We start from the raw sequence: 15225 nt of genomic DNA, 5'->3' as shown, positions 1-15225 counted from the left end.
CGCAGCAGCGATGTGGAATAGTGCCCTCTTTTTTAAGGGCAAACGGCATTATCTTGGGCTATAGGGCTGTTATTACCCCCGTGATTACCTCACAATTGTTCACATGAGTTTCACTCGAGTTAATAGCCGTCCTATGCCCCACGCGCCCGCATCTTCCCCGCAGGAAGGTTCCCAAAAGACAACCACGGTCTCGCGGGCGCTGGCCGACACACTGGCCCAGCACTGCGACCACTGCTTCGGTCTCATCGGCAACGCGAACTCCCACTTCACGTCAGCCCTTACTGAATCGGGATTCGGCTACTCCTCCGTCCGACACGAATCGGCTGCTGTCGGGGCCGCCGATGCATTCCACCGTGCAGGTGGAGGGCTTGCCATCGCGACCGCCACTTGCGGCGCAGGATTTACCAATGCGCTAACCACTCTGGCCGAGGCTCGAGTAGCCCGTATTCCGCTAATTTTTGTCGTCGGCACGCACCCGGAACGCCCACGTCCCTTTGACCTTAATCAGGCGGCGCTCCTCGACGCCCTCGACGTCTGTCATCGCACCGTTACTCCCGAGTCCGCGCTTGACGACGCAAACTTTGCGGTCCAGCACGCACTGAGTTCTCGGCAGCCTGTCGTGCTGCTGCTCCCCTATGACATCCAAGAAGCACCGATTACGGCATCTGCGTCTGAAACACAGTCGACTAATCAGGAGCATCTGCACACCGGCCGACCAGAATGGTTGGAGTCAACTGTCGCGTCGCTGGCCGAGGAACTGCAAACTGCCCGTCGCCCACTCATTATTGCTGGTAGAGGTGTGTTGCTCTCTGGTACCGCAGATCTAGTTCGCCGCATCGGGGACGGTGCGGGGGCACTGTTTATGCACTCAGCGATGGCTCGTCATGTGCTTTCCAGTCCGTGGCAGATTGGCACCGTGGGCGGTTTTGCGCACGCGTGGCAGGTGGAGCTAGCTCGACAGGCCGATGTGGTGCTGTTCCTGGGAGCAAGCTTCAACGCTTTCCAAAACCGTGGCGGCAACATGTTTGCACCGGACGCGAAGATTATCCAGGTTGTCGACGAGCCCCATCCCGCTGCTCAGCCGTCGGTGACACCGCTATTGGCTAAGTTGGAGGAACTTCTGCCCGTACTGGCAGAGCAGCTGGAGAAGTCCCGGGGGTCGTCGTCAAGCACATGGCGTGCGGAGTTGAAGACACTGCCGACGACAGCGGAGGTCGAGTCGCTGACGTGCGCGGATGGCCGGTTGGATCCGCGGGCGTGCCTGCAGTATCTGAATCGTATCCTGCCCAATCAGCGCGCTGTGTGTACTGACGGTGGCCATTTCCTGGGGTGGGTTCCGAAATATCTTGATGTGCCTGGTCCGCAGCAGCAAGTGATTGTGGGCACGGCGATTCAGTCAATTGGTTTGGGCATGGGGTCACTTGTCGGCCTCGCGGCGGCACGCCCCAAGGACTATTGCGTGCTAGTCGCCGGTGACGGTGGCGGCACGATGGGTATTGCGGATTTACCTGCGGCGATTGAGCAGCTGCGGCGTGGTCGTGGCGGTTGCGTGGTGTTCATTAACGATGCTGCCTATGGCGCGGAGCTGCACCAGTTTGGCGATGTCGGGTTGGACACCTCGTCCATGGAGATTGCCGACTACGACTTCGCCGCAGTCGGACGTGCCTATGGCGCTCACGGTTTCAGTGTCGGCGAACCTGAGGACTTTGCCCAACTCGACGCCTACTTCCATGACGTTTCCAACTCCGATGAGGCTTCCGTTGCCGTAATTGATTTCAAGGTCTCACGGCTGGTGGTCGCGGACTTCGTGAAGGAAGTTCTGGCTAAGGCACAAAGGTAGTTTGCCGCAGGCATGATCGGGGCCATCTAGGCCCCGGTGCGACCCCTCTTCAGGCCGGTTGGTTGATGGGGTCTACAATGTGGCGAGTGGTAAAGCAGCGTAACGGTAAAGATCAGATTTCATCAACAGATCAGCCCGCCACAGCGGTGGCAAAGGACCCGCGCGAGCACGTCACTGGCCGCGCGATTGCCGTCTGGCTGGCGGCGCTGATTACCTACATCGTTGCCATCGTCGGCCGCACCTCCATGGGTGTCGCTGGCGTCGAGGCGCTCGATCGCTTCCATATCAACGCCTCCCAACTCGCGCTGTTCACCGCCGTGCAGGTTGGCGTCTACGCCCTGGCGCAGATTCCGACGGGCATCATCATTGACCGCGTCGGCGCCAAGAAAACGATGGTCGTGGGCGCACTGATCATGGCGCTAGGCCAGGTCATCATCGCGTTTACGACATCGTATCCGCTGGCTGTCATCGCTCGTGTGTTCATCGGCGCCGGCGATGCCACCGCATTCCTCGGTGCGATGCGACTGCTTCCCGCGTGGTTCCCACTGCGCGTCACTCCGCTGTTCACGCAGCTCACGGCTGGTCTTGGCCAGCTCGGCCAGTTCATCTCTGCGGTCCCGTTCCTCGCGATTCTGCACGCCGCGGGGTGGGTGCCCGCGTTCTTGTCGCTGAGCACCGCGGGTCTTCTCATCGCTATCGTAGGCATGATCGCGCTTGCCGACGTCCCGGAGAACTCCTCCACAGCCAAGATGTCACTTCGTAAACGCCGCGCCGCCAAGAAGGCCGCGAAGACGGCTGCCAATGGCGGAGCCTCTGCCGCAGCCGATGAGAAACTAACTATCGGCCAGACTCTGAAGATTGTGACCACTCACCCGGTGTGCTGGCAGGGTTTCTTCACTCACTGGACTGGTTTGATGCATCAGTGCATCTTCACATTGCTGTGGGGCATGCCTCTGATGATGCTAGGTATGGGTCTTAAGCCCTCCGAGGCCAGTGTGGTGCTGGTCGTTAACACGCTGTCAGTAATTATCGCCGGGCCGTTGATGGGCATGGTCTCGGCACGCACCGGCCGCGACCGTATCAAGGTTGTTGTCGCAATCGCGTTTATCAACATGGCCGTCTGGATTGTGTTCCTGGCACCGAGCAACCCACCAGCGTACTGGGCAATTATTGTAGTCAACATCCTAATGGCCGGTCTTGGTGCAATGTCCAACTTCGGCTTTGACTCAGTGCGCGAAGAGGTCGATCGCAAGGTACTCGCCACCGGCACTGGGTTGGCGAATATGGGCGGTTTTGTGGCCACCATGCTCGCTGCACAAGGTGTCGGCTTCCTGCTGGATATTGCAGCTCCCGATGGAAACTACACCTGGGAGACCTTCCGCATTGGCTGGTTGGCTGTCGTCGGTGTGTGGGTGATCGGTTTCGTTGGCCTGCTGGTGGCAAAGCGTGCGGCAGCACGCTTTGTCGCCCAGCAAAGCCGTTTTGAGCTGGAACCTACGGAGTAGGAACTACAGGAAGCCGAAAGACGGAGCGGCTAGAACAGCGAAAGCTGCTCTGGCCCTTCCAGTCCCTCCGAGTCATCCGAGTCCTCCGATCGCCCAGAGGAGTCTGCGCGGCCGCTATCCGCCGTGCGTTCGCTGCCATCGGTCTGAGCACCATGGGAAGCGCGCTCACCGGTGTCAGTTTCGGAGGCTGCGTTCTCCGGGACGTCGTCAAGCGAAGGCGTTGATGCTACGGCCTCACGCTCATACATTTCCTGCAGCTTCTCGGTCTTGGTAATGCGGACTAGCTCGGCGTAGATGACCAGCTTCATAGAACTATTGACCAGTGGCCCCAGCTGGGAAAACAGGACATCGACGTCGCCGTCAACCGCGAGGCAAGCGCGACGCAGGCTCTCCTCGGAAATAATCCAGCGAGAAGTTTCCGCGCAGGTTTCGCGGTCGCCGATGAAGTCCAACGCGAGGGCAACCTGGTTGCTGGCGACGCCATCCAATGTGGCAGCCAGGCGCTCGTTAGGTGCGGCATCCTTGAACAGGCGGGCAATCTGGACTGCCTCCGCCGTCGGCACCTGGCCAGCGGCATACTCAGCGATGAGTTCGGCCATGCGCTGAGCACCGACGTGCTGATCAGTCAGCCAGATGTCGTGCAAGGCATACATGATGGCCATGGCTTGCCAGGAGGCGTGCCCATGATAGAGAATGCCCAAGATGCCGGCCTGCTCCAGCAGCCAACCGACCATCGCTTCCCCATCGGCGCCATTGCGAGCGCAGAGGTTGTCGACATTCCAAGCCATATGCCCTTCGACGCAGCAGCCATAGAACTTCTGATCTTCCTCCAGCTGCGCGGCCAGTGACACTACTTCACGCGCGGCATACGGGTAGCCGTAGGCAAGGGTGGCATGCGACAGATCATCGACGCCCATGGTCACCCACGGAAACTCGCCGTGCCACGGACCGCGACCAACGAGGAAGCCCGCCGCGAGATACGCCCATCGGGTCGAGGCATCAGCGTTGTACCAGTACTGCAGTGCGCGCGGCGTCGGATGCCCGCTGTCAGCGTGAATCAATCCCGCGTTGACCAGCATCTCCACAATCCAGGGCGCCGCGAAAGCACTCGCCCCTATTGACGCTGCGAAGTCCTGAATCCACAGCAGGCTCGATTCCTCATACATGTGCAACGGGTCCTTCAGACGTCCGTCGCCGCTGCCCGCAGCATCCATAAACGCCGAAGCAAACGCCACCGCAGCCACCGAAGCTTCGGTCAATTCCTTTGACTCCAGCGTTGCCGGGAAAGACTCCGTCGGATGCGGCTTACGAATCGACCACATGTCGCCCTTGAGCGCCAACGCGACTGCGCCCACCAGGCGGGCAACCACTGTCGATTCGTTGCGTGCTTCCGATTCTTGCTCAAATGTCGGCATCGCCGGTTCTTCTAGCACAGTCAGCAGCAGACGCTCTTCGGCCCAGCGCACCGCGTCGGCACGTAGTTCAGACCACATATAGGAGGGCAAGTACTTCTCGTCGGTTGCCATCCAGCGCAGCTCATTGCGAATATCCACCGGAGCTGTCATCACCAGAGCCCGCACCTTCACCGGATCGCAGAGGAAGCCTGCAATGAGCTCCACCTGGCGAGCCTGCACATTCCGCACCGTTAAATCGCTGGCGTTCAGGGCTCGCGGTGTGCCCTCTCCCGGCGCGTTATCCGGCTCCAGCCCCATGCGCTCCATACGGCGACTCAGCACATCCGCTGGCATATTCGCCACTAAGTCGGCGACGCGGAAGCTAAGGCTCGGTTCCGCCGGGAACACCTCCGAAATATGTGGCGGCACATGCCACACGCCCGCCGGTTCCTCCCACACGAGCCCCTGGCGCTGGCCACGGCGTAGCACATGCTCAAGCTGCTGCTTGCCGACGCGACGACGCTTGCGGTCAACGCCCTTCGGCGTATCGTGCGCCATCACGTCCGCATCCGATGCCCAATAGGCCACTTCTGTGAGGGTATCCAGCGATGCGGAATCCTCCAGAATATGAACCAAGTGGGCCACATCGAGAACATCGGGATCACAAAAAGACAGCGCCGTATGCGCTGAATCCTGTGACATCAGCAATTCCACCGCCTCTTGCCCAGCAGCTGAGGTATCAGCGGCTGGGCACGTGCGGCTCAATAAAAAACGCAGGTCAGTGCCATCGAGGTTGAGAATGAAATCCTCATACCTAGGGCGTACCGAGTAATCGACGTTGCGTTCCATAGCCCACCATTATGCCCGGTCGCCGTGCTAAGACAAAGGCTGCACCCCGCTGCCACATATTGAGCCTCGCAGCGAGGTGCGGCAGACCTCTGCCCGGCCTACTCGTGGTCGGGGTTCTCCTCACCCCAAAACACACGATTGACGACACGGCTGGAGTGACGAGTCAGACGCAAATAGTGCTCAATAAAACCGTTGGAATCCGATGCCTCCCACCCCGCCGCACCGGCGACCTGAGTCAGCTGACGCCCCGGCTGGGGCAGCTGATCCGTGCGCTTACCACGGGTGAGCACCAGCGCATTGCGAGCATTCGTCGCCATCAGCCAGGCATCCCGAAGTGCGTCGGTATCCTCCGCATCTAGAATTCCGCGGTCTTTCAGCACTTCCAGACACTCCAGCGTCGACGTGTTGTGCAACTCCGGCACCTCGTGGGCATGCAGCATGATTAGCAGCTGCACAGTCCATTCGATATCGGTCAGTGCACCGGAACCGAGTTTGGTGTGGGTACGGCGATCGGCTCCGCGAGGCAGTCGCTCGGAATCAACACGCGCTTTCATACGACGGACATCGCGGACCATCTTGGCATCAGCTCCGCCCTGTGGGTACCTCAGCGGATCGATGGCCTTAAGGAAGCGGGTGCCCAGGTCTTTGTCGCCGGCAATCCAGGTAGCCCGTAGCAGTGCCTGAATCTCCCAGGTTTCACCCCAGCGCTCGTAGTAGGTCACATAGGAATCCAGGGTCCTGACAATCGGGCCCGAGCGTCCTTCTGGGCGCAGGTCCACGTCGACCTCCAATGGCGGGTCCTGGCTTGGCTTTGCCAGCCGACGACGCAACGAGTCACAAATCCTGGTTGCCCACTTGACCGCCTCGGAATCGTCGACAAGCGGCGCTCCATCGGCGTCCTTGCGGGGTTCACAGATGAACATCACGTCGGCATCGGAGCCGTACCCCAGTTCAGCACCGCCGAGTCGCCCCATACCAATCACGGAGATAACGCCCGGGACCTCCGAGTCAGGATGCTCCAGCGACCATGCACGGATTTCGGCGGCAAGGGCAGCTTCGAGCACGTTGTCCCACACCATCGACAGAGAGTGACAGACCTCTTGCACATCCATCAGTCCGAAGAGATCTGCGGAGGCAATGCGCGCGAGCTCTGCACGGCGCAACGCACGTGCCACACCAATGGCCTTAGCTGGACTGTTGTGTCGGGCAGCCGCTGCGACCAGCGCACGCCCGACTGCATCGGAGTCGGTATTCAGAAGCTTCGGCCCGGATGCACCGTCGCCGAACCGTTTAATCACGTCCGGCGCACTCATAATCAGATCAGACGCGTACGGCGAAGAACCGAGCACACGCATCAGCCGTTGGCCGACGACGCCCTCATCGCGCAGCGTACGCAGGAACCACGTTTCGTCGTGGAGCTTCTCAGAGAGCTTGCGATAATTGAGCAGACCCGCGTCGGGGTCTGGCGTCGACGATAGCCACTCCATCAGCGTCGGTAGCAGCATCGCCTGAATACGCGACTTGCGCGAGGTGCCCGCCGCCAGCGCAGAAAGATGCTCGTAGGCGCGATCCGGGTACTGATAGCCCAGCGCGGCTAGCTGGCGCTTTGCCGCATCGGCCGATAGCTGCAGGGTTCCAATGTCCTGCTCCACCACGGAGTTCAGCAGTGGACGGTAGAAAAGCTTGTTGTGCAGGGAGCGGATCTGTGAGCTGGCCAGTCGAACCTGCTTGGCCAGCGGTTTGCTGGCATCGGTGCCGCCCTCACCGACGATGCCAGAGGCGCGACCGAGCCACTGAAGAGCTTCGGTGTCGTCGTCGGCAGGCAACAAATGCGTCCGCCGCATCTTTTGCAGCTGCAGGCGGTGCTCCAGCAGACGGACGAACTCGTAGGCGTTAATCAGCGCGGCACCGTCTTCGCGACCGATATAGCCAGCCTCGACAAGTGCGTCGAGTGCCATCACAGTTGGCAGCACGCGGAGGCTATCGTCATAGCGACCATGGACCAGCTGCAGCAGCTGCACCGCGAACTCGACATCACGCAGACCACCGCGACCGAGCTTGAGCTCTCGGTAGCGAAGCTCTTCGGGGACGTTTTGGACCACACGGGCGCGCATGCGTTGAACATCATCGACGAAGGATTCCCGCTGAGAGGCGGTCCACACCATCGGAGCTAGAGCATCGATGTATTCGCGGCCCAGCTCGATATCGCCTGTCATCGGCCGCGCCTTCAGTAACGCCTGGAACTCCCAGGTTTCGGCCCAACGCTTGTAGTAGGCGACGTGGGAATCCACGGTGCGTACGAGTGCACCCGACTTACCCTCCGGTCGGAGATTCGCGTCGACCTCAAAGAAGCAGTGGCAAGAAATCCGGATAAATTCGCTGGCCAAACGGGTGGCTCGGGCATCCGCCGGCTCTGCGACGAATATGACATCCACATCGGAGATGTAGTTCAGCTCTTCCGCACCGCACTTGCCCATGGCGATTACGGCCAGGCGTGTTGAGACCGGCGACGAAGGAAAGACCTGTTGCACCGCGACAGAGAGTGCAGCCGTCAACGCCGCATCAGCCAGATCACTGAGTGCCTCCGAGACCTGACGGAATGGGACTTGTGGCTGTCCCGGACGGCGAGGACCCCGTGGATACGTGCCAGCCAAGTCGTAGCACGCAATACGCATGATCAAGTCGCGGTAGGCGCACTGCATCGCAACTTCGGCCTCACGGCCGGTTAGCTTCGCACGGTACAAACCGGGGCCTTCAAGCGTGGCGGGCGCAACGACGGGGTTGCGATACTCGGGATCCTCCTGCTTTTCCAGACTGGCCTCATCAGTGAGTTCGATGACCTCGGGCACAGCCCCGACGCTGGAGAGCATCTCGCGGAACATGTCTGCCTCAGTTGGAAACTCAGCTTGGAGCAGAACCCACTTTTCTGGGTGTGCAACCAGGTGATCGCCCAGTGCACTCGAGCCGCCGAGCAGCGCAAACATACGCGTACGTAGCGGCACCTGCTCGCGCATGGCTTCATCGAGACCGGACCAGGTGGCCCAGTTCTCCAGCTTTCCCTGCTGCTCCAGCTCGTCGAGAGCGCCTTTCAGCCGCACTAGCGCCATAAGCGCCAGCTTGGGGTCGCTGGCTCCGGCAAGACCCCACAACAGATGTAGGGACTCCTCGTTGTACCACCCCAAATCTTCCAGGTCAGCCCGCGTCCGATCGTCGTTACGCAAGCCCAGCGCTGCGGGCCGCGGCACTGATTGGCGAGATGTGCGAGGTCGATTCATCACCATTGAAACTGGTCACCCAAAAAACAAATTAAAGACGAAAAAGGAAGGGGGCGGTACGGGGAAACTAGTAATCCAGAGTTGTGCGCAGCTCCCACTGCGTCACCTGACGCTGGAACTCGCGCCACTCGCGCCACTTATTGAGCAGGAAGAACTCGTAGACATGGTCACCGAGAGCATCGGCCACCAGATCGGAGCGTTCCATCTCCTGCAGCGCCACCTCCAGGGATGTCGGCAAATCGCGGTAGCCCATCGCACGTCGTTCCCGCTTGGTCAACTCGGAGATGTTGTCCTCTGCCTGCTCCGGAAGCTGGTAACCCTCCTTAATTCCCTTCAAACCGGCGGCCAAAATCACCGAGTAAGCAAGATACGGGTTACAGGCCGAGTCCAAGGAACGAATTTCCACCCGGCGCGAATGTGCCTTACCCGGTGAGTACATGGGCACACGCACGAGAGCCGAGCGGTTGGCCATGCCCCATGTCGCGGACGTCGGAGCCTCATCGCCAAATGCCGTGCGCTTGTAGGAGTTGACCCACTGATTGGTCACAGCGGAAATTTCGCTGGCGTGAGTCAGAATGCCGGCAATGAAACCCTTTGCGGTGTCGGAGAGCTGGTTTTCATCATCCGGGTCGTGGAATGCATTAGTGTCCCCTTCAAAGAGGGAAATATGAGTGTGCATGCCATTGCCCGGCAAATCCTGGAAAGGTTTCGGCATGAATGTCGCCTGCACACCGTTTTTCATTGCGATCTGCTTAATGATGTAGCGGAAAGACATCACGTTATCCGCCATAGTCAGCGGATCGGCGTAGCGCAGATCGATTTCCTGCTGACCCGGCGCATTTTCGTGATGGGAGAACTCCACAGGGATTCCCATGTCTTCCAACACCGTGATCGCTTCTTGGCGAAAGCGGGGTGCGCGGTCGTAGACCGCCTGGTCAAAGTAACCGCCATTGTCCGTTGGCACCGGCGGCTTTCCATCAGTAGCCAGGCTCTCTACTAGGAAAAACTCAATCTCCGGGTGGATGAACGCGTGGAAGCCCTCGTCGGCAAGCGCCTTAATTTGGCGGCGCAGCACCTGGCGTGGATCTGCCCACGACGGCTGACCGTCGGGCATGACGATGTCGCAGAACATGCGCGCGGACGTGATTGTGTCTTCTTTATGCAGACGCGGCATGACCTGGAACGTCGAAGGATCCGGTTGCGCGATAGTGTCAGCCTCGGAGACGCGGGAAAAGCCCTCCACCGCGGAGCCATCGAAACCAATGCCCTCTTCAAAGGAGCCCTCGAGCTCAGCCGGTGCGACGGCAACGGACTTCAGATACCCCAAAATGTCGGTAAACCACAGACGGATATAACGGATATCTTGCTCTTCGATTGCGCGGAGGACGAATTCCTGCTGACTGTTCATACTTTCCAACGTTACCCAGGTGCCCGGATTCGCGGTACACATTTTGACCATCCGGCGTGGCTAGCCAACTGCCGCACCCGTGCCATAACCGCTGCCCTCGTGGCCTCGAATTGCGGGTGACTATGGCATGCTCTATTGACATGAGCGGAAAAAAGATTCGTCTGAATAATCTGGCCGAATGGAAGGCTGAGTCTCGCCCCTGGGCAATGTTGACTTGCTACGACTACTCCACCGCGCGCGCTTTTTCCGCCGCCGGTGTCGAGCTACTGTTGGTCGGCGACTCTGCAGCAAACGTTGTCTACGGCTACGACACCACCACCGAGATCTCGCTGGAAGAAATGATCCCGCTTGCGCGCGGTGTCGTCCGGGGCGCTGGCAACGCACTTGTTGTTGCCGATCTACCCTTCGGCACTTACGAGGCCTCCGATGAGCAGGCCGTGCTGTCCGCCGCGAAGATGATGCGCGAAACCGGCGCACACATGATCAAGATCGAAGGTGGCGTGCGTATCGCTCCGCGCATCCGTGCGCTGGTCAACGCCGGCATTCCGGTCATGGCGCACATCGGTTTCACCCCGCAGTCCGTCAACGCGCTGTCCGGATTCAAGGTACAGGGGCGCGGTGCGGGGGCGGAACAGCTGCGTGCCGACGCCCATGCGGTAGCCGATGCTGGTGCCGCGGCCGTGGTCCTGGAGATGGTGCCTGCGAATCTGGCCACCGAGATTACCCGCGAGCTATCCATCCCGACCTGTGGCATTGGCGCTGGTAATCAGTGCGATGGCCAGGTTCTCGTCTGGCAGGATGCCTTTGCAGTTCCGGCCGATGGCCGCAGGCCGTCGTTTAGCTCGGTGTTCGAAGAGGTCGGTGAGATGCTGACCAAGGGAGCGAAGCAGTATGTCGACCAGGTGCACTCCCGCGAGTTCCCTACTGAGGCGCAGAACTTCTCGGGTTAGCTCTTCGATTCAGGGGTAGAATTAGTGGTTATGGCATCTAAGTCTGGTTCTAAGTCCAAAACTCCAACTGCGGCGTTGGAGGTGGAATCTAAGTTCTCAGCTACCCCAGAAGTGGTAGCCCCATCGTTCGATTTCGTTCCACAGGTTGGCTCCACCACCACTGAGGTGCGAAATCTCTCCGCGATTTACCTGGACACGGCGGACCTGCGTCTGACCCGGTCCAAGCACACTCTGCGTCGCCGAACGGGCGGCCCCGATGAGGGGTGGCATCTGAAGGCGCCGGGTACCGGCGGTCGCCTCGAATATGGCGTTGACCTGGAAGAGGGCTCTGTTAACGGTGAAGGCCGCGATGCTGACTACATCGTGCCTACCGAGTTGCTTGCCCCCGTGCGCGCAATTGTGCGCAATCACCCGCTGCAACCAATCGCGCAGGTAGACAATGAGCGCCACGTCACCACGGTGTTTGCCCTCGATGGCACGCCCATGGCGGAGTTTGCGGATGATCACGTCACGGCGACTTCCTTCCTCGATGGCGGCGAAACCACTACTTGGCGTGAGTGGGAGATTGAGCTGCTCGGGGATTGGGCAAATCACCCGGACGGTAAGGCCGTAATGGCAGCGATGTCCAAGGTCGCTGAGGTGGCTGGCGCCGTGCCGTCGGAAAGCCCTTCGAAGTTGGCGACGGCGTTGGGTGACTCCATCGACTCCGCTCCCCTGCCGCCGGTTCCAGCGAAGCTGCCGAAGGGTACTCCGGGGCGCACTGTGGTCGATGCGCTGGCCGCTAACGTGGCCAAGATGGTCGAGTACGACCCGAAGGTACGCCGCGATGAGTTTGACTCGGTGCATCAGATGCGCGTCGCCACTCGTGAGCTACGCAGTCACATGCAGACCTTCCACGGCATTGTTGTGGGCGATAAGGTCGCTGAGCTGGAGAGCAACCTCAAGCAGCTGGCGGGTGTTCTCGGCGTGGCTCGTGACGCTGAGGTCGTCGCTATGCGCTGGGAAGAACTGCTGGCCAATCGCGAAAGCGCCGCTTTGGGCGAGGAGCTGCGCGCGAACCTTGTCGAGGATGTCCAGAAGGACTACGAGCGCGCCCATCACCGCGTTATTCTCGCGCTGAATTCCGGCGAGTACCTGCAACTTCTCGACGATCTCGATGAGTTCCTCGCCAATCCGCCAATTGCCGCAAATGCGGACGAGGCCGAGGCTGGGGAAAAGAAGTCTAAGAAGAAGGATGATTCGCTTGTCGACGGCGCGGAGGCCGCAGACTCCGAGGATACGTCGGCAGCCGACTCCGAGGTCGCGGCTGAGGCTGATACTGCAGCCGCCGATGCAGCAGCTTCCACGACCTCAGACAAGGCCGCACCGGAGAAGGTAGCGGCACCGAAGGAACTCGACACCACTGCGGTGCTGCTCGATCACCTGCGCAGCGCGTTTTCGAAGTTCCGTCGTCGCCACAACCTGGTACTCGATGGCCGCGAGGATGCTGACCTGCCAGAGGCAGATCTGGACGAGCGTTACCACGATGTCCGCAAGGCTGCGAAGAAGCTCCGCTACAGCGCGGAAGCTGCTCAGAACGCGGACCTGCCGACCGAGAAGCTCTACGTTGCCTGCAAGAACCTGCAGTCAGTTCTCGGTGACTTCCAGGACACCTGTACTGCGCGCGACTTCGTGCTGGCTCGCGCTAAGCGTGCCTCCCGTGCGGGCAGGGACACCTTCGGCTACGGCGTGCTTTACCAGATGGAGTACTACGACGGCCTGAAGGCCCTGGCTGAGTACGACGATGCCGTGGCAAAGGTTTTCAAGGCCTTCCGCAAGATGGAAAAGAAGATTAAGAAGGGCAAGAAGGCCTAAAGGCGTAGAGCCTTATTTTTCAGCTACTCCCCAGTCGTCATCTTCTTCATCCCAGTCGTCGGCCGCCTTGTTGCGCTCGGCGACTTTTTCCATGGCAGCGCGGGCTTCCTCTTCGGAATCGTAGGGGCCCATTCGGTCGTCCCAACCGGTTTTCTTCCCCTGAAACACCGTGCCCGTCGACGGCTGGTAGTACCACTTACTGCTGTTGTCGCTCACGATTTTTCTCCTCTTCCACATCGAGAACTTGTCGAGTTATCAAGCGGTTCTGCCACCGCCAACTCCACACATAAGCAAACTTGCAGAGAGGCAACCATTTGCCTGCCATGTGCGCTGCGGCGACATAAAATCCCAGTATATAGGTTTGTCACTGTCCCCCGAGCCGGGTATTATCGACGGAATTGTTCACCTTAGAACACAAGCGTTGAACGCGAACACTGCACACCAGCACTATGAGTCCGATCTCTGGAGAGGTTTCACCCATGCCCGCCGCACCCGCTGTCGTAAACGACGTCTTCGATGCCGTCGGTTCTAATGCTTCAGTTGCATACGCCCCGGGTTCCATCAACCTGTTGGGTGAGGACTGCGCGTCCTCCGGCGGCATGCTCCTAGCCACCGCCATTCCGACCTATGCTGCGGTCGGCATCGAGGAAATTGACGAGCAGCAGCTCATTGTCGTGTACAAGCGCGAAACTACCAAGATGGATTTCCCGGATAGCGTCCCCGCCGCTTTTTCTCAGGTGCCGACCGCTGTCGCGGCTGCCATCGTCGCATTACAGCACTCGCTGCATCTCGTTCCGCGCAACAGCAACGGCCTGAAGGTCACCATTGCCTCCACTATCGCGCCAGGTCGCGGTTTTGGAGAGATTCCGGCAATTCAGTGTGCTCTCGCGCTGGCTCTCAATGCGCGTTTTGGCGACCGCGATGATGTGCCCACCCGCACGCGTATTGCCACCGCTATCCACGAGACCATGGTGCAGATTAAGGGACAGTCGTGGCCGCTGTACCCCTACACCACGGCGCTGCGCAGCCGCCCGGACAGCCTACTGTGCATCAACCACTCCGATGAGGCAGTCACGCAGACGGCGTTCCCGCAGTCGTTGGCGCTGACTGTCGCTTACTCCCCCGATGTCACCGGCGGTTCGCCCGACGAGGAGCGCTACGAGTTCTTCCAGCAAGCCTGCGCCGCTTTTGGCGTGCCGACTCTCGCTAGCCTCCCCGACTCACAGGAGCGGGTCGCGGACTGGGTGCGTGCTCGTCACGAGGTGCACCCGGACGACGAAGACATCCCCACCATCGGCCGTGCCATTCAGTGGCTTGACGAAGCCGACGCATCCTCTGACCGTGCCCGCGCAGTCATCGGCCACATCCGTCACAGCGATATTCAAGCAGCCATCGCAGGGGTTTCGCGCGATGTCAGTGAGCGTGGCTCCGCGCCGTCGGCAAGCTCTGTGCTGGGGCAGATTTCCGAGCTGACCGACACTATTGACTGCGAGAAGATTGCCCGTTGTGCGCCATGCCCGGGTGCGTCGCTGGTGATGTGGTCCCACGTCGACGACGCCGATCGGATTGCCTCCGCGCTTAACGACGGCGGTTCCGAGACCATCCGTGTGGAGAACACTGCGGCCGGCGCGGTGGTCGAGTAATGAAGCTTGTGTGAACGAGTCGGCCTATGAGCCGGATTCTGTCCCTCGGCGCTCCTTTCGGAAAGCGCCGGGTGGCGATCATCCATCTCGGTCTGCCATTGCTGACAGCCTGAAGCAGCACACCCGCGAGTATCGGACGGGCAGCCCTCAAACACTCGCGCACGCGCACGACGAAGCATGCGCGATTTTGCCTTGCTCCTGGTGGGGTTTACCTAGCCGGTGCAATCACTTGCCCCGCTGGTGCGCTCTTACCGCACCTTTTCACCCTCACCGAATCTCCACAGCTTTACGTCAAAGACATCGGCTGTGCGCCCGGCGGTCTATTTTCTGTGGCACTATTCCCGCAGGTCACCCTGGGTTGCTGTTAGCAACCACCATGCCCAGTGGAGTCCGGACTTTCCTCGACAGCGGCCTGGACACACTCTGTAAAAGAGGCGTCCGGTTCCGTTAACTGCCGCGATCACCCGGCCGGCTCGCTCGAATGGTTAGTGTACCCGCCACAACCGC

General features: G+C 60.2%; 9 protein-coding genes and 1 other RNA gene. 5 read left to right on the top strand and 5 right to left on the bottom strand.

Annotated features, from left to right (window positions below; all coding sequences use genetic code 11):
* Nucleotides 1-103 precede the first annotated feature (103 nt).
* Nucleotides 104-1840 carry a thiamine pyrophosphate-binding protein gene (locus CRD13_RS09880; protein WP_224783788.1) on the top strand — a complete coding sequence of 579 codons (1737 nt, stop codon included), beginning with the start codon at nt 104-106 and terminating at the stop codon, nt 1838-1840.
* Between the two features lie 77 nt (nt 1841-1917).
* Nucleotides 1918-3345, top strand: coding sequence for a nitrate/nitrite transporter (locus CRD13_RS09875; protein WP_049170181.1), 1428 nt, complete (start codon nt 1918-1920; stop codon nt 3343-3345).
* Nucleotides 3346-3374: 29 nt separating this feature from the next.
* Here the strand turns inward: CRD13_RS09875 and CRD13_RS09870 are convergent, their stop codons facing one another.
* The 3 genes from CRD13_RS09870 to CRD13_RS09860 form a co-directional block, all read right to left on the bottom strand.
* Nucleotides 3375-5588 carry a hypothetical protein gene (locus CRD13_RS09870; RefSeq protein WP_049189592.1) on the bottom strand — a complete coding sequence of 738 codons (2214 nt, stop codon included), beginning with the start codon at nt 5586-5588 and terminating at the stop codon, nt 3375-3377.
* Nucleotides 5589-5686: 98 nt separating this feature from the next.
* Nucleotides 5687-8869 carry a bifunctional [glutamine synthetase] adenylyltransferase/[glutamine synthetase]-adenylyl-L-tyrosine phosphorylase gene (locus tag CRD13_RS09865; RefSeq protein WP_070827469.1) on the bottom strand — a complete coding sequence of 1061 codons (3183 nt, stop codon included), beginning with the start codon at nt 8867-8869 and terminating at the stop codon, nt 5687-5689.
* 61 nt (nt 8870-8930) lie between these two features.
* On the bottom strand, nt 8931-10271 hold the full coding sequence (locus CRD13_RS09860; RefSeq protein ID WP_005511085.1) for a glutamine synthetase family protein: 1341 nt from the start codon (nt 10269-10271) through the stop codon (nt 8931-8933).
* Nucleotides 10272-10411: 140 nt separating this feature from the next.
* On the opposite strand from CRD13_RS09860, the gene panB reads away from it, so the two are divergent.
* Both panB and CRD13_RS09850 read left to right on the top strand, forming a co-directional pair.
* The gene (gene panB / locus CRD13_RS09855) at nt 10412-11221 is read left to right on the top strand and encodes a 3-methyl-2-oxobutanoate hydroxymethyltransferase (RefSeq protein ID WP_224784052.1); all 810 of its coding nucleotides are present in this window, start codon (nt 10412-10414) and stop codon (nt 11219-11221) included.
* 30 nt (nt 11222-11251) lie between these two features.
* Entirely contained in the window at nt 11252-13075 is a 1824-nt protein-coding gene (locus CRD13_RS09850; protein WP_187401567.1) for a CYTH and CHAD domain-containing protein, read from the top strand.
* A 12-nt stretch (nt 13076-13087) separates the two neighbouring features.
* Here the strand turns inward: CRD13_RS09850 and CRD13_RS09845 are convergent, their stop codons facing one another.
* Nucleotides 13088-13291, bottom strand: a complete 204-nt coding sequence (locus CRD13_RS09845; RefSeq protein WP_016423068.1) for an SPOR domain-containing protein — start codon at nt 13289-13291, stop codon at nt 13088-13090.
* A gap of 263 nt (nt 13292-13554) precedes the next feature.
* Between CRD13_RS09845 and CRD13_RS09840 the strand changes: the two genes are divergently transcribed.
* On the top strand, nt 13555-14718 hold the full coding sequence (locus CRD13_RS09840) for a galactokinase family protein (protein ID WP_187401566.1): 1164 nt from the start codon (nt 13555-13557) through the stop codon (nt 14716-14718).
* Between the two features lie 11 nt (nt 14719-14729).
* On the opposite strand, the gene rnpB is transcribed toward CRD13_RS09840, so the two are convergent.
* Nucleotides 14730-15194: RNase P RNA component class A (gene rnpB, locus CRD13_RS09835), an RNA gene on the bottom strand.
* Nucleotides 15195-15225: the final 31 nt, after the last annotated feature.

The organism is Corynebacterium sp. LK26, from assembly GCF_014335085.1.
GTDB classification, from domain to species: Bacteria; Actinomycetota; Actinomycetes; order Mycobacteriales; family Mycobacteriaceae; genus Corynebacterium; species Corynebacterium jeikeium_D.
Note: the sequence above shows the minus strand (reverse complement) of the source record. Positions and strands in the feature narration are given on the sequence as shown.